Consider the following 17,706-nt stretch of genomic DNA (forward strand, 5'->3'; position numbering starts at 1 on the left):
GGGATCTGCTGCGCATGGGGCCCTGGACATGGATCCTGGGCGCGCTGGTACTGCTGGCCATCGCGCTGCCGGCCGCCATCATGGGACCGAATCTCCTGCGCAGCCTGCAGGAACGGCGCATTCGCGCGCACGGCATGCCGGCGACGGCGGTTGTCGTCGGCATGGAGGAGACCGGGCGGCGCTTCGGCATCGAGCTGGTGCCCGAACTCGTCATCCACTTCGAGGTGCGCGCCCAGGGACGGCCCCCATGGCGCGCCTCCATCGTGCGGATTCCCGGCGCGGCGGAGGTTCCCTTCTTCATGCCGGGGCGGACCTTCGAGGTGCGCTACGATCCCGCCCACCCCGAACGCGTCGCGGTCATGCCGTGACCCTGGACCGCCATCCGGCATGAAGATCCTCAAGCCTTTCGCCCTCGGCATGCTGTCGCGGCCGGTCGAGTTCCAGCGCCGCTTCTTCCTGAGCGTCGCCTCGCTGGCCTTCTGCCCGATGGGCGAGCGGCCGGGCCTGCTCGGCGACATCGCCATGTGGAAATTCCTGCCCGAGGTGCTGCCGCCCGGCCAGGCGATCGACCTCTGCCTGCCGAAGACCGCGGCGGAGTTCCTGGTGACCGGCAGCGCCTTTGCCCCGGGCGGGCGCCCGGTGCAGACGGTGACCGTCTCGGCACGGCTCGGCGGCGTCACCAAGCGCCTTGCCGCCGTGGGCGACCGTCACATCGAGGACGGCGTGCCGACCCAGCCCATTCCCTTCACCGAAATGCCGATGGGCTGGGACCGCGCCTATGGCGGGCCGAAATTTGCGCAGAACCCGCTCGGCCGCGGCATCGAGGAAATGCCGATCCCGGGCGTCGGCTACCGCGTCACCCTGCCCAATGTCGTGCTGCCCCAGGGCGCGGAACGGCCGCGTTCGCCCGAACCGGTGAATTTCGGCGCCATCGACATCGCCTGGCCGCAGCGCCAGCGCCTCGCCGGCACCCACGACCAGCGCTGGATCGACGAGGATTTCCCCGGCTTCGCCCGCGACATCGACTGGCGCATCTTCATGGCGGCGAGCCCCGACCAGCGTTTCCCGGGCTTCCTGCGCGGCGACGAGGATTACGCCTTCACCAACATGCATCCCGAGGCGCCTGAACTGACCGGCCGGCTGCCGGGCGTGCAGCCGCGCATCCTCATCGAGCGGCGCGGATCTGGCCGGCTCGAGGACGTGCCGCTCTCGCTGACCACGGTGTGGTTCTTCCCCGCGCAGAAGCGGCTGGTGATGATCCATCACGGCCGCGTCCGCGTGGAGGAGGAGGATGCGCGGGACGTGACGCTCGCGATCATCGGCGCCGACCGCCTCGGCGCGCCGCGTCCGGTCTCGGAGTTCGAGGCGGTGATGGCCGCGCGCCTCGATCCCGAGTACGGCCTGCTCGAGGCGATGCGCGACAGCGCGCTGGTACCCGAGGAACTGATCGTCCCCGATCCCGGCATGGAGGAGGCGCGCCTCCGCCACGAGGAGCAGGGCCTGCTGCGCAAGCGTGCCCATGCCCGGCGGCTGAAGGAATACGAGCGGCAGCGCCAGGTCCTGGCCGAGAACGGCCTCGACCCCGACAAGCACGGCCCGCCGCGGCCGCAGGAGGCGGAGCCGGTCCCGAAGCTCGACGAACTGCCGGCCATCATCGAGCGGGTGCGCGCGGAAGCGGAGAAGGCGAAGCAGGAGAACGAGGTCTTCCTGGCCGCGCAGATGGCGGAATCGGAGGCCGCCGCCGCGGCGGCCGGCCAGCCGCTGCCGGATCCGAAGAAGCGGCCTGCCGGCCCGCCGACCTTCTCCGCCGCCCGGATGCGCGCCGAGATCGAGGCCGATGCGGACCAGATGGAGCGCGAGGGGCGGGATGCCGCCGTCCTGCGGAACACCCTCGCCGATCCCGCGATCGGCAAGCTGTGGGTCGATTCCGAGGAGGGCGAGCGCAAGGCCTACCTGCTTGCCGCCGACCAGCGGGACCCGGCGCCGCGGCTCGATGCCGCCGCCAATGCGGCCCTGCGCGCCCGCCTGTTCGACGGCAGTCGCGGGGGGCCGCGGCTCGACCTGTGCGGCGCGGACCTCGCGGGGCTGGACCTCTCGGGCTTCGACCTGACGGAGGCCTGGCTCGACGGCGCCGACCTGACCGGGACGAACCTGCGCGGCGCCAAGCTGGAACGCGCGGTGCTCGCCCATGCGAAGCTTGAAGGCGCGAACCTGTCGCGGGCGGATCTCGACGAAGCCAATCTCGGCCGCGCGATGCTCGCCGGCGCCGATCTCTCGCAGGCGGTCCTGCACGGCGCGGTGCTGCGCGGCGCGCATCTGCGGCGGGCACGCTTCGTGCAAGCGGACCTGACCGGCGCGGTGCTCGGCGATGCCTCGCTCGAGGAAGCCGACCTGAGCGGCGCGGTGGCGCCGAACCTGGTGTTGAGCGAGGCCTCGCTTGCCGGGCTGCGGGCGGCGGGGGCGATGCTGGAAGGCGCCGTCTTCGTGAAGACGCGCATGGACGGGGTGGATTTCACCGACGCCATTCTGCGCAAGGCGGCCTTCGTCGGCTCGCGCGGGGTCGGGGCGATCTTCGAGGGGGCGGACCTCTCGCGCGGCGCCTTCGCCGAAGCTTGCGACTTCACCGCCGCGCGCTTCGCCCGCGCGCGCTGCGTCGGCACCAACCTGCGCGGGACGGTGCTGGAAGGTGCGGTGTTCGACGGCGCGGTGCTCGATGAGGCCGATTTCTCCGATTGCCGGCTGCAGGGTGCCTCCTTCGATCTCGCGCGGGCGCGGCAGGCGCGCTTCGTCGTCGCCGACCTGCGCGGGGCGCGCATCACCCGCGCCGACCTGATGGGCGCGAGCCTGGCGCGCGCCGATCTCCGCGGCGCCGACCTCAGCGACAGCAGCCTCTACGAAGCCGATCTTGCGCGCATTCACGGCGACGGCGCGACGCGCTACGAGCGGATCCAGCGCACCCGCGTGCGCCTCAACCCACGCAGGACGCCGACATGAGCCGGGCCGAGATCGAGGCGCTGGTGCGCGACGGGGAGGTGATCGACCGCACGCGGAGCTGGGCGGGGCTGAACCTCGCCGGGGCCGATCTGTCGGGCGGCATCTTCGAGGGGGCGGACCTCGCCAATGCCGACCTGCGCGGCGCCAACCTGCGTGAATCCATGCTGCACGCCGTGCGGCTGGACGGCGCCAACCTCGCGGGCGCCAACCTGACCCAGGCGAGCTTCGTCGAATGCGGCATGACGCGCGCGAACCTCGGCGGGATCGAGGCGCCGATGTGGAACGCGGTGAACTGCGGCCTGCGCGGCGCCAACTTCGCCAGGGCGAACCTGACCGGCGCGAACATCATCCAGTGCCGGCTGACCCGCGCCTCCTTCGCCGGCGCCACCATGGCCAAGGTCAACATGATGAAGTGCCGTACCGACGAGATCGATCTCGGCGGTACGCTGTGCGAGGACATGGTCATCATCGAGGGCGACTTCACGCGCGTCGGCATCGCCGGCACGCGCTTCGTCCGCACCGCCTTCATCCAGGTCTATTTCGCCGGCAGGGCGCTGCCGGGCTTCCCGGTCGCCGGCTGCTTCTTCCAGGATTGCGATATCTCGGGCTGCGACCTCTCGGGCGCGGACCTGACGCAGGCGGGGCTGCAGAAGGCCAAGGCCGTGGGGACGAATTTCGAGGGCGCGCGCATGGCCAAGGCCGTGCTGCTCGAAGCCTCGCTGGTCGGCGCCGTGCTGCGCGGGGCGGACCTGTCGAACGCCATCCTGCAGGACGCCGACCTGACCGAGGCGGATGCCACCGGCGCGCGGATGGTCCAGGCGATCTGCGTGCGGATGAAGGCGCCGCGGGCGCGCTTCGGCCAGTGCGACATGACCTATGCCGACCTCAGCCACGCCGAGCTCGAACAGGCCGACCTCGCCGGCGCGACGCTGACACGTGCAAACCTTCATATGATCCGCGATGCGGGTGCGCGTATCCCGGACCGGCGCGCGGCCTTGCCGCCCGACCAGGACCGCGCGCAGGCCGAACGATGGCAGGAACGCTTCGCACCGCGTTGAGCCGAAGGACGGGAAGGAGAGGCAGATGAACGCGATCACCGGGATGACCGGCCTGGCCATGGCGGACACCGAAGCGGCGGAGGTGCTGGCACGGGATGGCGATGCCTTCGCCGTCCGTCTCGAAGGCCGCGAGGCTCCGGCGAGGCGCGCCTTCTCCTGCCTGGTGGAACCCGAGCCGGGCGACATCGTGCTGCTCGGCCGCGCCGGGTCGGTGCGCTACATCCTCGCGGTGCTGGAGCGCCCCGGCGCGGCGCCGATGCGCCTCGCGCTGCCGGACGGGGCGACGCTCGCCGCCGATGGCGGGCGGCTCAACCTTTCCGCCGGGACGCTGGTGATGGAGGCGGAGACCACGCAGCTCGCCACCAAGGCGCTCGGCGTGACAGCGCGCAAGGCGGACGCGAATCTCGGCCGCGCCTCGCTGGTCGCCGAGGCGATCGAATCCCTCGCCGAGCGCATCATCGGCCGCTTCCGCCGCAGCTACCGCTTCATCGAGGAGAGCGAGCAGCTCCGCGCGCGCGACATCGACCAGCGCGCCAGCGGCCACCTGCACCTGCGCGGCGAGACGGCGAACCTGCAGGCCGGCGTGCTGGTGAAGCTGCACGGCTCGCAGATCCACCTGGGCTGAGGGCAGGCCGATGTTCGCCAACACCCAGATGATGGGAATGGACTTCGCCTTCCCCGATGTCTGCATCACGCCGGCCGTGCCGCCGGTGCCGATCCCCTATCCGAACATCGCCATGGGGCCGACGGCGATCCCGAACCAGTTCTCGACGCTGGTGCTCGGCGCGCCGATGCACAACATGGGCACCACGATTCCCATGACCAATGGTGACAATCCCGGCGTGCTGCTGGGCGTCGCCTCCGGCACTGTGATGGGGCCGTCGCGGCACCTGCTCGGGTCCTTCACCACTCTCATCGAGGGCATGCCGGCGACCCGGCTGACCTCGATGTCGCTGCAGAACAGCACCAACATCCCCGGCTGCCGGGTGGTGCCGAGCCAGACCCTGGTGCTGATCCTGGCACCGTGACCGCGCAAGGCATTTGACGGGGGGCGGGTGGCGGCGTAAGTTAACCGCATGGTTGACTTACAACGCCCCGCCCTGGATCGCGTCTTCGGCGCGCTCGCCGACCCGACGCGGCGCGCGTTGATCGAGCGTCTGGCCGCCGAGGACGGGCTTTCGGTCTCCGAACTGGCCAAGCCTTTCGCCATGTCGCTGCCGGCGGTGATGAAGCACCTCGACGTGCTCGAGGGCGCCGGGCTGATCGCCCGCCACAAATCCGGCCGCACCGTTTCCTGCCGCCTGGTGGCGGAGCCGATGGAGGACGCCATGGGCTGGCTCGCCCGCTATGCGCGCTTCTGGTCGGAGAGCCTCGACCGCCTCGCGGCCGAACTGGAGGCCAAGGCGTGAACGAGGCCGTCATTCCCAGCCTGACCATGGTCCGCCGGATCAAGGCGGCGCCGGCGGCGGTCTTCGAGGCCTGGATCCGGCCGGAGATCCTCGCCCGCTGGTGGGGCCCGCACCACACCATGGTGCACACCGCCGAGATCGATGCGCGGGTCGGCGGGAATTTCCGCATCAGCCTGGTCGAGGACAGCGGCGCCCGCCACACCGTCTCCGGCACCTATGCCGAGATCGTGCCGGAGCAGCGCCTGGTCTTCTCCTGGGCCTGGGAGGCGACGGCGGAGCTCGTCTCCCGCGTCACCGTGACCTTCCGGCCCGTGCCCGAGGGCACCGAGGTCACGCTGGTCCATGACCGCTTCGCCAATGAAGCCACCGCGACGCGCCATCGCCGCGGCTGGACGGAATCCTTCGAGCGCCTGGCCGCCAGCTTCGAAACGGCGGCCTGACACAGCCCCAACAACGCCAGGAAGGCGACCATGCAGGCACCGGAACGCACCCCCGAGCATCGCTGGCTGCAGCGCCTGGTCGGCGCCTGGAGCATGGAGGGCGAATGCCCCGCCGGCCCTGGCCAGCCGCCGATGGCGGTGAAGGCGAGGGAGCGGGTGCGCGGCCTCGGCGAGTTCTGGGCCATCGCGGAGGGCGAGACGGAGATGCCCGGCGGCGGCATCGGCCTCACGCACATGATGCTCGGCTACGATCCGGCGCAGGGCCGCTTCCTCGGCACCTTCGCGGCGTCGATGATGACGTATCTCTGGATCTATCGCGGCAGCCTCGACGCGGGCGGCACGACGCTGACGCTCGACACCGAGGGGCCGGACATGGGCACGCCCGGCCGCATCGCGCCCTACCAGGACATCATCACCCTGGATGCGGAGGGGAACCGCACGCTGACGACGCTCATGCAGGGCGCGGACGGGACCTGGCAGCAGATCATTTTCGCCCGCTACCGCCGCGCGGGCTGAGGAGGGCAGGGAGATGGCACAGCGCATCCTGCTGCTGATCGGCACCAAGAAGGGCGCCTTCATCATGGAGGGCGACGCGGCGCGGAAGGAGTGGCGCCTGCGCGGCCCCTTCTGCGATGCCTGGCCGATCAACCACGTGATCGCCGACCCGGCGACCGGCGCCATCCACGCCGGCGGCGGCAATGAATGGTTCGGGCCGGCGGTCTGGACCTCGCCCGATCTCGGGGCGAGCTGGACGCATTCCAGCGCCGGCCTCGCTTATGCCGCCGGGGAGACGCCGATCAAGTCGGTGTGGTGTCTGGCGCGCGGGCCCGACGGTCTGTTCGCCGGCGTCGAGCCGGCCGGGCTGTTCCGCAGCGAGGATGGCGGCGCCACCTGGTCGCATGTGGCGGGGCTGCGCGACCATCCCTCCCGTCCCGAATGGCAGCCGGGCGGCGGCGGGCTGATCCTGCACCACATCGTGCCGCATCCGGAGGATCCGGACCGGGTCTGGGTGGCGATCTCGACCGGCGGCGTCTTCTACACCGGCGACGGCGGCGCCACCTGGGAACCGCGCAACCGCGGCACGCGCCAGGACTACGCGCCGGAGGACCAGCGCTATCCGGAGTTCGGGCAATGCGTGCATTCCCTGGTGCTCGCCCCCGGCAGGCCCGACCGGCTGTACCAGCAGAACCACTGCGGCATGTACCGCAGCGAGGATGGCGGCCGGCAATGGGTCAGCATCGAGAAGGGGCTGCCCTCCACCTTCGGCTTCCCCGCCGCGGCGCACCCGCGCGACCCGGAGACGCTGTTCCTGCTGCCGCTCAACGGCGACACGGCCGGCCGCTTCGTGCCGGACGCGCAGGCGGCGGTGTGGCGCACGCGGGATGCGGGGGCGACCTGGCAGGCATTGCGGAATGGCCTGCCGCAGGAAAACGCCTTCTTCGGCGTGCTGCGCCAGGCCATGGCGACCGACACGCTGGAGCCCGCGGGGGTCTATTTCGGCACCAGCGGCGGCGGACTATACGCCAGCGCGGATGAGGGCGAGAGCTGGACCTGCCTCGCGCAGCACCTGCCCACCATCACCTCGGTCGAGACGCTGCTGGTCGAGGCCTAGCGCCGTGGCGACGGTGCTGCTGCCGGCGGCACTGGCGCGGCTGTTCCCGGGCGCGCCGCGCGTCGTCGAGATCGAAGCGGGCGACGTCGCCGCGGCGATCGCCGCGTTGGATGCGCGCTGGCCGGGCATGCGCGACCGGCTCTGCGATTCCACGCCGGCGATCCGGCGCCACCTCAACATCTTCGTGGAGGGCGAGCGCGCGACGCTCGCCACCCCGCTGCGCCCCGGCGGGGAGATGCTGGTGATGACGGCGATGAGCGGGGGGTGATCCCCCCGCCGTCGCGTCATACCAGCGGCACGAGGCTGTGACTCGTGCCGAGGCCGCGACTGCGGCCCGCCGGTGGTCCGGCGAAGCCCGGCAAGCCGGAGGTTTGCGCCCGGCGCCTGAGGGCACGAAACGGCGGATACCAGCGGCCGCACATAGCGGCCGATGGCATCAGCCGATGCCGTCCATGCCGGCCAGGGCGAGAATGGTCGCGAGGCTGGTGCGCATGCCGCGCAGGCTCTCCTGCGGCTCGACGTCGAGCCATTCCTCCAGCGAATGCGCCCGCCCGCTGCGCCCGCCGGCGCCGACCTTGAGCGCCGGGATGCCGAGGCTCATCGGCACGTTGGCGTCGGTCGAGGAGAATTCGAACTGCGGCGTGTAACCCTCCGCCGCGACCGAGGCGGCGGCGACGTCGCGGATCGGCGAGCCTGCCGGCGTCTCGCCCGCCGGGCGGTCGCCGACGCGGACGAGCTCGGCCGTGATCAGCCCGGCGCTGGTGGAGCGCGCGGCGTTCTCGGTCGCCACGGCTTCGTCCACGATCTGCAGGAAGCGCCTGTCGAGCCTGTCGAGCTCGGTGGCCGAGGCGGAGCGCAGGTCCACCTCGATGGTCACCGCATTGGCGATGGCGTTGATCGAGGTGCCGCCGGAGACGACGCTGACGCAATGCGTCGTCGGCGGCGATTTCGGCACCTCCACCGCCGCGAGGCCGCGCGCGGCTTCCGCCATGGCGTACATCGGGTTCACCAGGCCGAAGGCGGCATAGGAATGCCCGCCGGGGCCGCGGAAGGTCACGCGGTAGCGGCGGGAGCCGACGCCGCCCGAGACGATGTGGTCCACCTGCGGGCTGTCCACCGTCAGGAAGCCACGGATGCGCGGGCGATGGCGCGAATGGGCGAAGAGGTGCCGCACCCCGCGCAGGTCGCCGAGGCCTTCCTCGCCGACATCGCCGACGAAGAGGATGTCGTGCCGCGTGCGGATGCCGGCCGCGTCCAGCGCGCGGATGAAGGCGAGGTTCACCGCCAGCGACCAGGTGTCGTCGCTGACGCCGGGGGCGAACAGCTTCGTGCCGTCGCGCCGCACGCGCACATCGGTGCCGGCGGGGAAGACGGTGTCGAGATGCGCCGCGACCACCAGCATGTCGCCGTTGCCGAAACCGCGGCGGATGCCCATGACGTTGCCGATCTCGTCCTGCTCCACCTCCTCAAGGCCGTGGGCGCGGAGCATGCCGAGATAGGCCGCGGCGCGCTTCTCCTCGCCGAAGGGTGGGGAGGGGATTTCCGTGAGCGTGATGACGTCGGCCACGGTGCGGTCATGCTCCGCGGCGAGCGTCTCGGCGGCCTTGGCGAAGCGGGCATCGGCGCGGATCGCGGCGATGGTCTCGGAAGCGTTCATGCAGTGCGGTCCATATGCGCGCGGAGGTGATCGAACTCGGCGGTGAAGGTGGCGGCGAGGCCGCGCTTGTCGTCCTCGGGGATGAAGGCGCCGAGGATGCCGTTCAACATGAAGCGGCGGAGATCGTCGAGGTCGAAGCCGAAATCCTCGACCATCATGCGCCAGCAGCGTTGCGGATCGACGCGGTGCAGCGGCGGATCGTCGGTGTTCGGGTGGATCAGCAGGCCGGCCTGCGGCATGCGGCGGATCGGGTGGTCCTGCGCCCAGCGGTCCTCCGGCAGGGTGCGCAGGTAGTAGGAATTGGTCGGCACCACGGTGAAGACGATGCCGCGCTCGGCGCAGCGCCGCGCCAGCGCCGGGTTGTCCAGCACGGTGTAGCCGTGGTCGATGCGCTCGACCTCCAGCAGGTCGATCGCGGTTTCCACGTTGCGCCAGTGGCAGCCGAACTCGCCGGCATGGGCGGTCAGGCGGAAGCCGGCGCGCTTCGCCGCCCGGTATGCCTTCCAGAAGGCTTCGGGCGGGTGGTCGGTCTCGCGGTAGTCGATGCCGAGGCCGATGATGCGGTCGTGGCGGTGCGCGACCATCCATTCCACCATCTGCGCGGCGTCCTCGGGGTCGGCCTCGCGGTCGATGGACGGGATCAGCAGGGCGGAAATGCCGTGGTCGTGCTTGGCGTCGTCGAAGGCGGCGAGGATGGCGTCCGCGCCGGCGGCAAAGGAAATGCCGCTGTCGCGCGCGGTGCCGGTCGGGTTCCAGAAGATCTCGGCATGGCGGACACCCTGGGATGCCGCATCTTCGAGGTACTCGTAGGCGATGCGGTGCAGGTCCTCGGGCCCGCGCAGGATGCGCTGTTCCAGCGCGCGCAGGATGTGCAGCACGCCCTTCGGCCTGGCGTCGCGCCGCGCCAGCTCGGCGACCTCCTCCGGCGAATAGCCGGCGCCCTGGCGCTGGGCCATTTCGGCCAGGGTCTCCAGGCGGATGGCGCCGAGCAGGTGGACATGCAGTTCCACCTTCGGCATCGCGCGGCAGAATTCCGACAGGGTCATCAGGCGACGCCGGCCGCGTAGCCGTCCCGCTGCGGATCGGCGGCGCCCTCCAGCATGCCGTCCCACATGGCGATGCCATGCACGCCCGCGAAGGCGTAGGTGGTCGGCACGCGCTTCACCTTGTAGCCCTCCGCCATGAGCGCCGCCTCCGTCGCGCGCGGGACGCGCAGCGAAAGGTCCAGCGTCTCGCTGGTGGCGCTGATGCGTGGCGCCAGTACCGCTTCCTGGATGCCCATGCCGAAATCGAGCAGGTTCACCAGCACCTGCGCCAGCGCGACCCCGATCCAGGCCCCGCCCGGCGCGCCGAGCGTCGCGACGGGCGTCTCGCCCTCCATCACGATCAGCGGCGACATCGACGAAAATCGCCGCTTGCCCGGCGCGATCGAGGTCGCCCGCCCCGGCCGAGGATCGTACCAGTTCATCGCCCCGTTCAACATGAAGCCGAGGCCCGGCGGAATGACACCGGAGGGCATGCCGAGCGTGTGGGTGACGCTCACCACCAGCCCGTCCGCATCGACGCAGGAAATGGTGGTCGTCCCCTTCGGCTCCGCCCCCAGGCGCGCGAGCGACGCCTGTTCCCCCGCCTTGATGCGCGCCGCGCATTCGGCCGCGTAGCCATCGGAGAGCAGCCGATGGAGCGGAATGGCGACGAAATCCGGATCGCCGACATGGCGATCCTTGTCGATGCCGGCGATCTTCAGCGCCTCGGCCAGCGCGGCGATCATCGCCGGGCTGTTGTGGCCCATCGCCGGCAGGTCGAAATGTTCGAGGATGCGCAGCACCTCGGCGACGAAGATGCCGCCGGCCGGCGGCGGCGGCAGCACCAGGGTGCGACCGCGATAGGGCAGGCGCAGCGGCTCCACGCGGCGGCTGCGGATCGCGGCGAGGTCGGCCTCGGTGACCAGCCCGCCATGCGCTGCCATGTCGGCGGCGATGCGCCGGGCGATCTCGCCCGTATAGAAGGCGTCGGCGCCGTCGCGCGCGATGATGCCGAGCGTCGCCGCCAGGTCCGGGTTGACCACGCGCTCGCCCGGCCGCTTCGGCGTGCCGTCGGCGCGCAGGTACAGCCGCGCGCTGTCGACCGACGCCGCGAGCTTGTCCGCGATGTTGACCCGGCCATAGGCGCGCTCGTCGGCCACCATCATCATGTGGACATGCGGGCGGACCATCCAGCCGTCGCGCGCGCAGGCGATGGCGCCGCCGAACAGCTCGCCCCAGGGCAGCCGCCCGAAGGCCGCATGCGCATCGGCGAAGCTGCGCAGGATGGAGGGCACCGTCACCGAACCGTGCCCGACCTCGTTCGGCGCGCCCTTCAGCACGAAGCCGTAGCCGTCGCTGCATTCGCGCTCGAACAGGTTCGACCACATCTCGGCATGCGCGCCGGCGGGGCAGGGGGACAGCCCATCGAACACCACCTGCGTGCCGGTGCGCGGATCATGGACCGTCAGCACGCCGAGGCCGCCCAGCCCGCACATCATCGGGTCCACCACGCCCTGGGTGAAGGCGCAGGCCAGCGTCGCGTCGATCGCATTGCCGCCGGCGGCGAGCACGGCGGCGCCGGCCTCCACCGCCTCGGGCTGCGGCGCGACGATCATCGCGCGTGGTGTCGGGATGCGGCGGGCGGGGCGTGGCATGGGCTACTTCCTGCCCCAGGCGATGATGCCCTCGGCATCGGGAAGGCGTTCCACCCGCCCCATGGCCTCCAGGCGGCGCAGATGCGCGAGCGTCTCGCCCAGCCCGAAGCCCAGGCTGCCCTGGTCGAGCGGCCGCCGGAACAGCGTCGGCAGCAGCGCATGCGCGGTGGCCGGCGCGCGGCAGGCTTCCTCCAGCGCCGCCAGGCGGTCCGCGTGGTGCGCGTCCAGCGCATCGAGCCGCCCATGCAGCGGCCGGAACGGCTCGCCATGGGAGGGCAGCACCAGAGTATCCTCCGGCAGGTCGCGGAAGCGCGTGAGCGACGCGAGGAAGGCGCCGAGCGGATCGGCCATCGGCTCGCCCGCATGCAGCCCGACATAGGGCGAGATGCGCGGCAGGATCTGGTCGGCCGCGATCAGCACCTTCGCCTCGGCGCAGTAGAGGCAGGCCATGTCCGGCGCATGCCCCTGGCCGGTGATGACGCGCCATTCCCGTCCGCCGATGCGCAGGACATCGCCGTCGGCGATGCAGGTGAAGGCGCGCGGCAGCGGCGAGACGGCGCGGACATAGAGCGGCCCGCGGCCGCGCAGGAAGGCGCAGTAATCGGCCGGCGCGCCGGCGATGCGGGCGAATTCCGCCTGGTGCTCCAGCATCTCCGCGCCGGTGTCGAACCACAGGGACCGCGCCTGCAGCCATTCGATGCGCGTCATCATCGGCGTGACGCCGTGCCCGGCAGAGAGCCAGCCCATCAGCCCGGCGTGATCCGGATGGAAATGGGTGATCAGCAAGCCGGTCAGCGCGCGGTTGCCGAAGGCCTCGCCGGTCAGCGCCGCACGCCAGTTGTCCCGCGTCTGGTCATTGGCGACGGCGGCGTCGACCGCCAGCCAGCCGGCGCCGTCCTCCAGCAGCCAGACATTCACGTGATGCGGCGCGAAGGGCAGCGGGAAGCGCAGCCATCGCAGGCCGGGCAGGATGGTGCGGGCCTCGCCCGGCGGGGGGATGTCGATGTCCATGTCCCCGGCAGCGTGGCCCGCCGGGGCGGGGGGCTCAATCCCTCCCGCGGGCATGGCTGCCGTCAGTCCAGCAGGGCGCTGTGCAACTCGGCCAGGGCGGCGCGATCGAGGCCGAGGCCCTCCCGTGCCAGGCCCTCGACGCTGCCGAAGCGGGAGATGGCGGCGTCCAGCGCCTCATGCAGCAGGGCGGGGTGGGTGGCGAGGATCGCCTCCGCCGCCGCGCGCGGCACGTCCTGCGGCAGCGGGTGGTCGCGGCGCCAGAAGCGGTCCGTCGCCTGGTAGTCCGCCATCACCGTGGCGCGGTCCGCGCCGAGCACCGTCAGGATCAGCGCCGCGCCGAGCCCCGTGCGGTCCTTGCCGGCCGAGCAGTGGAACAGCAGCGGCCGGCGCTCTTCCTCCAGCAGGAGGGCGAAGAGCTGCCGATAGGTCGGCAGGTGGTCGGTGGCATAGGCGAGATAGGCCTGGCGCAGCAGGTCCGTCGCCCCTTCGCCGGTCGCCGCGCCGCGTTCCAGCATGTCCTTGAGCGAGGCGCCGACGAAGGGCTCGATCGGCAGGGGATGCGGCTCGGCGCCCGGAGGCAGGCGGGACGGGGCGCGCGTCGCCTCGCGCGCGCCGCGCAGGTCGCAGACGGTGCGCAGGCCGGTCCGCCCGAGCTGCGCGAGGTCCACATCCGTGAGCCCGTGCAGCGCGGCGGAGCGGAACACCATGCCGTGGCGCACGCGCCGCCCGCCGGCGGCCTGCCAGCCGCCGAGGTCACGCAGGTTGGAAGCCCCTTCGAGGGGCAGCACGCGAGGCAGGTCCTGGTCCATGGGCGCGAGTATCGCCCGATGCGCCCCGCCTGCCCATTGCCCTGCGCGCCGATCGGGTCGAACCTGGGCGCGACGCCAGCAAACGGCGCGGAGGAAACGTGACGACGGCCGCCATCGACTGCGACCTGCACCCGGGCGTGCCCGGTGTGGCGGCGCTGCTGCCCTACATGGACGAGCACTGGCGCCACTCGCTGGTCGAGCGCGGGATCGAGGTGCTGGAGAGCGCCTCCTATCCGCCCAACGCGCCCTCGACGGTGCGCCGGGACTGGCGCGGGGCGAAGGGCGGCGCGCCGTCCACGGTGGCCGAGGTGCAGTCCCAGGCGCTCGACCGCTGGGGCGCGGCGGCCGGCATCCTGAACCCGCTCTTCCCGGTGCAACTGCCTTTCAGCCGGGACATGTCCGCGGCGATGGCGCGCGCGGTGAACGACTGGGTGCGGGCCGAATGGCTCGACCGCGACGCCCGGCTGCGCGCCTCCATCCTGCTGCCCAACGGGGTGGAGGAGGCGGTGGCGGAGATCGAGCGGCTCGCCCCCGATACCCGCTTCGTGCAGGGCATGGTGCTCTGCATGGCGGAGATCCCGCTCGGCCGGCGCGAATGGTGGCCGGTGCATGCGGCGCTCGAACGCCACGGCCTGCCGCTCGGCATCCACGCCGGCAGCGCCTGGCGGCATCCGCCGACCTCGGTGGGCTGGCCATCCTGGCATGTCGAGGAATACGCCTCGAATTCCTTCGGCTTCCAGGCCTCGCTGGCCTCCCTGGTGACCGAGGGCGTGTTCCAGAAGTACCCGGGGCTCAAGGTGGTGCTGATCGAATCCGGCGTCTCCTGGCTGCCGGCCTTCCTCTGGCGGCTGACCAAGTCCTGGAAGGGCGTGCGTTTCGAGATCCCGTGGATCGACCGCGCGCCGGCCGAGATCGTGCGCGACCACGTCCGCATGACCATCCGCCCCTTCGACGCGCCGGAGGATGCCGACACCGTCCGGCGCCTGCTCGACCATCTGCGCTCGGACGAGATGCTGCTCTGGGCGACCGACTGGCCGCACGCGCATTTCGAGGGCGACGCCACGGTCCCGCCCGGCTTCCCGGAGGGGCTGCTGCCGAAGATCATGGTGGACAACCCGCGCGCGACCTATGCTCGCCTGCGGGAGGGAGGAAGCGCATGAACCTCGTCCGGCCCATCGCCGCCCCGGGGCGCCCGGCGGCGGCCACGTTCGGCCTCGTGGACTGCGACATCCATCCGCGCGTGCGCGACCTGTCGGAGTTCCGGCCCTTCCTGTCGGAGGCCGCCTGGCACAGGCTGGCGACCTATGGCATCCATGCGCGGCACGGCTTCGCCAAGGGCTATCCCTTCCCGAAGGCGGCGCCGCTCGCCTGCCGGCGGGACGCCTGGCCGCCGGGCGGCGGGCCGCCGGCCTCGGACCTGCCCTTCCTGCGGGAGCAATTGCTCGACCGCTACGGCCTCGACATGGGCGTGCTGAACCCGTTGCAGCCCTCGGGGCAGGGGGATGTGAACGATGGGTTGTCGATCGCGCTCGCCCGCGCGGTGAACGAGTGGCAGGTGGCGCATTGGGTGGACCATGATGCGCGGCTGAAGGCCTCGATCGTCGTGCCCTACGAGGATGGCGCGGCCTCGGCCGAGGAGATCCGCCGCTGGGCCGGCGATCCGCGCTTCTGCCAGGTGCTGCTGATGAGCCGCACCTGCGAGCCGCTCGGCCGCACGCGCTACTGGCCGATCTGGCAGGCGGCGGCCGAGGCCGGGCTGCCGGTCGGCATCCATGCCTTCGGCTATTCCGGCCATGCCATGACCAATGGCGGCTGGCCTTCCTTCTACGTCGAGGAAGTGCAGGAACACGCCACCAGCGCGCAGGCGCAGGTCGCCTCGATGGTGGTGGAGGGCATCTTCGAACGCTTCCCGAAGCTGCGGGTGCTGATGATCGAGTGCGGCTTCGGCTGGATGCCGTCGCTGGCCTGGCGGCTCGACGCGAGCTGGAAGCGGCTGAAGGACGAGGTGCCGCACCTGAGGCGGGCACCGTCGGAATACATGCGCGAGCACGTCTTCGTCTCCACCCAGCCGATCGAGGAGCCGGAGCGGCCGGAGCACCTGCTCGACATCATGGAATGGATCGGGTGGGACCGGATCCTCTTCGCCTCCGACTACCCGCACTGGGATTTCGACGATCCGCGCCTCGCCATCCCCTCCTTCATCCCGGAGGAGAAGCGGGCGGCGATCTACGGCGGCAACGCGCGCGCGCTGTACGGCACCTGATGGCGAAGCATGTGGTGGCGCCGGTGGCGGAGATCCCGCCCGGCGGGCGCAAGGTGGTCGAGGCGGCGGGCAAGCGCATCGTCGTCTTCAACCTGGAGGGCGAGTTCTTCGCCCTGCTGGACCGCTGCCCGCACCAGGGCGGCCCGCTTTCGGGCGGGATCCTGTGCGGGCTGACGCAGTCGGAGGAGCCGGGCAGCTATCGCTTCTCCCGCGCCGGGGAGTTCATCCGCTGCCCCTGGCACCAGTGGGAATTCGACATCCGCACCGGGAAATCCTGGTTCGATCCGCGCCGGACCAAGGTGCGGCCCTTCCCGGCCGGGGTGGAGGAGGGTGCGACCCTGGTCGAAGGCCCCTACCAGGCCGAGACAGTGTCGGTGCGGGTCGAGGAGGCCTATGTCGTGGTCGAGGCCTGAGCCCTGGACCCTGACCCGGCCGCCTGGTCACTGTGGAGCAATGGCCCGAGGCGGCCGCCACCCCCTTGCATCATCCCCGGATGAACCCGAACCGGACCGCCTGCGCCCTGGCTTGCCGCGCGCCATGGCCTTCGCCTGCTCGGTGAGACCTGACCGCACGGTGCCAAGTCCCGGTTTCCAAAGGCCTTTCGGCCTTTGGCGGGTGGGGTCCGGGGAGGGCGGCGCCCTCCCTGGTCAGCACCCGTAGGTCCGCTGGCACGACAGGTATTGCTGGAAGCACCGCTGCATGCACCCCGCGCGGTCCGTCGGCGTGAAGGCCGGCGCGGCGGGGTTGGTGCTCCAGATCCCCGGGCAGGCCATCTGGCAGGAGGCCTGCATCCTCATGCAGCCCTGGGCGAGGGGTGCCGCGCAGCGACCGCCGGCGGCAGGCGCGGCCGGCTCCGTGGGCGCGCCCATGGCGGGCGGCGGCGCGGCCAGCGCGGGCGGCGGCACCTGCATGGCACCGAGCGGCGCCGGCTTCTGCGTCGGCAGCATCTGGCCGAAGGCCGGTGCGGCCAACAGCAGGAGCAGGGGAAGGATGCGAAGCATCGGCGGATCTCTTCAGGCGACGGTGCGAAGGGATGCGTCGGCACGCCGCCGAGCGCAACGATACCACGTCACACCGCGTGAAGCGCTTCACCGCCTGGCCGCCTTGCGCCGTCGCAAGGTGACCATCGCCACGGCGGCGCCATTCTCGCGCATCATCCTGGCCTCTACAGTCGCAACCTGAGGCGCGGGATTCGGACGCGCCCCTGCAGCCTACCGCCCGGAGCCGACGAAACCATGGCGAGCCCGCGCTTCATCCTGAAGACCGACCTCCAGGGGCTCGAGCCCGTCACGGTGGGCGGCACCGCCGTGCTGGAAGCGGATGCGCGGCTGCGCGCGCTGCTCGGGCCGGAGCGCGCGGCGCTGTTCGCCGAGCCCGTCGTCACCTGGGGCAACGGGCGCAATGCCGGCTCGGTGTCCTGGTATGCGGAAGGGGCTGGGGATCCGGTGCCGCTCGCTGCCCTGCCGCCGCAGCGCCGTGCGGCAGCGGAGGCGCAGCTCCAGGCCGAGTTCGCCGCGCTGGCGCCGCTGATGGCGGACCCGCTGCTGCGCGCTGCCCTGGTGCTTGCCGGTCCCGGCTCCGTGCTCGCGCTCGACGACCGCCCGCTGCTGACGGGATGGGGCCTGGCGCCACCCGGCGCGCTGCGCGACCCGGCTGCCCGGCTGCAGCACCTGCGCGGAATCTACGGCGCGGCCCTGCCGCCGGCGCTCGCCGCCGAGGGCGCTACGGCCGCCGAGCCGCCGCGCGCCGCGCCGCCGCCGCCCCGTCCCGTCG

The 17,706-nt window shown here is 71.9% G+C and carries 19 protein-coding genes and 1 pseudogene; 14 read left to right on the forward strand and 6 right to left on the reverse strand.

Features of this window, described 5'->3' with window-relative positions:
* Positions 1–14: 14 nt before the first annotated feature.
* The 10 genes from GXW74_RS14640 to GXW74_RS14685 are packed head-to-tail and all read left to right on the forward strand — an operon-like array spanning position 15 to position 7,781.
* Complete coding sequence (locus GXW74_RS14640) at positions 15–368, forward strand: DUF3592 domain-containing protein (protein WP_211847254.1); 354 nt, start codon at positions 15–17, stop codon at positions 366–368.
* Positions 369–387: 19 nt separating this feature from the next.
* A complete protein-coding gene (locus GXW74_RS14645) occupies positions 388–2,994 on the forward strand; it encodes a DUF2169 family type VI secretion system accessory protein (RefSeq protein ID WP_211847255.1) in 2,607 nt (868 codons plus the stop codon).
* Positions 2,991–4,052 carry a pentapeptide repeat-containing protein gene (locus GXW74_RS14650; RefSeq protein ID WP_211847256.1) on the forward strand — a complete coding sequence of 354 codons (1,062 nt, stop codon included), beginning with the start codon at positions 2,991–2,993 and terminating at the stop codon, positions 4,050–4,052. The genes GXW74_RS14645 and GXW74_RS14650 overlap by 4 nt, the downstream gene beginning before the upstream one ends.
* A gap of 25 nt (positions 4,053–4,077) precedes the next feature.
* The gene (locus GXW74_RS14655) at positions 4,078–4,677 is read left to right on the forward strand and encodes a DUF3540 domain-containing protein (RefSeq protein WP_211847257.1); all 600 of its coding nucleotides are present in this window, start codon (positions 4,078–4,080) and stop codon (positions 4,675–4,677) included.
* Between the two features lie 10 nt (positions 4,678–4,687).
* The gene (locus tag GXW74_RS14660) at positions 4,688–5,080 is read left to right on the forward strand and encodes a DUF4150 domain-containing protein (protein WP_211847258.1); all 393 of its coding nucleotides are present in this window, start codon (positions 4,688–4,690) and stop codon (positions 5,078–5,080) included.
* A 48-nt stretch (positions 5,081–5,128) separates the two neighbouring features.
* Entirely contained in the window at positions 5,129–5,461 is a 333-nt protein-coding gene (locus GXW74_RS14665) for an ArsR/SmtB family transcription factor (protein WP_211847259.1), read from the forward strand.
* Positions 5,458–5,901: an SRPBCC family protein gene (locus GXW74_RS14670; protein WP_211847260.1), complete on the forward strand. Its 444-nt coding sequence runs from the start codon at positions 5,458–5,460 to the stop codon at positions 5,899–5,901. The genes GXW74_RS14665 and GXW74_RS14670 overlap by 4 nt, the downstream gene beginning before the upstream one ends.
* A 30-nt stretch (positions 5,902–5,931) precedes the next feature.
* Complete coding sequence (locus tag GXW74_RS14675) at positions 5,932–6,417, forward strand: DUF1579 domain-containing protein (RefSeq protein WP_211847261.1); 486 nt, start codon at positions 5,932–5,934, stop codon at positions 6,415–6,417.
* 13 nt (positions 6,418–6,430) lie between these two features.
* Positions 6,431–7,513 (forward strand): WD40/YVTN/BNR-like repeat-containing protein, encoded by a 1,083-nt coding sequence (locus GXW74_RS14680; RefSeq protein WP_211847262.1) that lies wholly within the window; start codon positions 6,431–6,433, stop codon positions 7,511–7,513.
* 4 nt (positions 7,514–7,517) lie between these two features.
* Positions 7,518–7,781, forward strand: a complete 264-nt coding sequence (locus GXW74_RS14685; RefSeq protein WP_211847263.1) for a ubiquitin family protein — start codon at positions 7,518–7,520, stop codon at positions 7,779–7,781.
* Positions 7,782–7,949: 168 nt separating this feature from the next.
* On the opposite strand, the gene GXW74_RS14690 is transcribed toward GXW74_RS14685, so the two are convergent.
* The 5 genes from GXW74_RS14690 to GXW74_RS14710 form a co-directional block, all read right to left on the reverse strand.
* Positions 7,950–9,170 carry a M20/M25/M40 family metallo-hydrolase gene (locus GXW74_RS14690; protein ID WP_211847264.1) on the reverse strand — a complete coding sequence of 407 codons (1,221 nt, stop codon included), beginning with the start codon at positions 9,168–9,170 and terminating at the stop codon, positions 7,950–7,952.
* A complete protein-coding gene (add, locus tag GXW74_RS14695; protein WP_211847265.1) occupies positions 9,167–10,216 on the reverse strand; it encodes an adenosine deaminase in 1,050 nt (349 codons plus the stop codon). Before add ends, GXW74_RS14690 begins: the two co-directional genes overlap by 4 nt.
* Positions 10,216–11,850: a gamma-glutamyltransferase family protein gene (locus GXW74_RS14700; protein WP_246523359.1), complete on the reverse strand. Its 1,635-nt coding sequence runs from the start codon at positions 11,848–11,850 to the stop codon at positions 10,216–10,218. Before GXW74_RS14700 ends, add begins: the two co-directional genes overlap by 1 nt.
* A gap of 3 nt (positions 11,851–11,853) precedes the next feature.
* A complete protein-coding gene (locus tag GXW74_RS14705) occupies positions 11,854–12,861 on the reverse strand; it encodes an MBL fold metallo-hydrolase (RefSeq protein ID WP_211847266.1) in 1,008 nt (335 codons plus the stop codon).
* Positions 12,862–12,923: 62 nt separating this feature from the next.
* Complete coding sequence (locus tag GXW74_RS14710) at positions 12,924–13,670, reverse strand: tyrosine-protein phosphatase (RefSeq protein ID WP_211847267.1); 747 nt, start codon at positions 13,668–13,670, stop codon at positions 12,924–12,926.
* A gap of 98 nt (positions 13,671–13,768) precedes the next feature.
* Here GXW74_RS14710 and GXW74_RS14715 point away from each other — a divergent pair, with 98 nt between their 5' ends.
* From GXW74_RS14715 to GXW74_RS14725, 3 genes are read left to right on the forward strand one after another with little or no spacing between them, the layout of a single operon-like run.
* On the forward strand, positions 13,769–14,830 hold the full coding sequence (locus GXW74_RS14715; protein WP_211847268.1) for an amidohydrolase family protein: 1,062 nt from the start codon (positions 13,769–13,771) through the stop codon (positions 14,828–14,830).
* Positions 14,827–15,933: an amidohydrolase family protein gene (locus GXW74_RS14720; protein WP_211847269.1), complete on the forward strand. Its 1,107-nt coding sequence runs from the start codon at positions 14,827–14,829 to the stop codon at positions 15,931–15,933. Before GXW74_RS14715 ends, GXW74_RS14720 begins: the two co-directional genes overlap by 4 nt.
* Positions 15,933–16,346: a Rieske (2Fe-2S) protein gene (locus GXW74_RS14725; protein WP_211847270.1), complete on the forward strand. Its 414-nt coding sequence runs from the start codon at positions 15,933–15,935 to the stop codon at positions 16,344–16,346. Before GXW74_RS14720 ends, GXW74_RS14725 begins: the two co-directional genes overlap by 1 nt.
* A 234-nt stretch (positions 16,347–16,580) precedes the next feature.
* Here GXW74_RS14725 and GXW74_RS14730 read toward each other — a convergent pair whose 3' ends face one another.
* A complete protein-coding gene (locus GXW74_RS14730) occupies positions 16,581–16,934 on the reverse strand; it encodes a hypothetical protein (protein ID WP_211847271.1) in 354 nt (117 codons plus the stop codon).
* A 234-nt stretch (positions 16,935–17,168) separates the two neighbouring features.
* Between GXW74_RS14730 and GXW74_RS14735 the strand changes: the two are divergent.
* A pseudogene (locus GXW74_RS14735) lies at positions 17,169–17,706 on the forward strand (hypothetical protein); the annotation flags it as partial.

Source organism: Neoroseomonas eburnea, from assembly GCF_018129005.1.
Lineage (GTDB): Bacteria > Pseudomonadota > Alphaproteobacteria > Acetobacterales > Acetobacteraceae > Neoroseomonas > Neoroseomonas eburnea.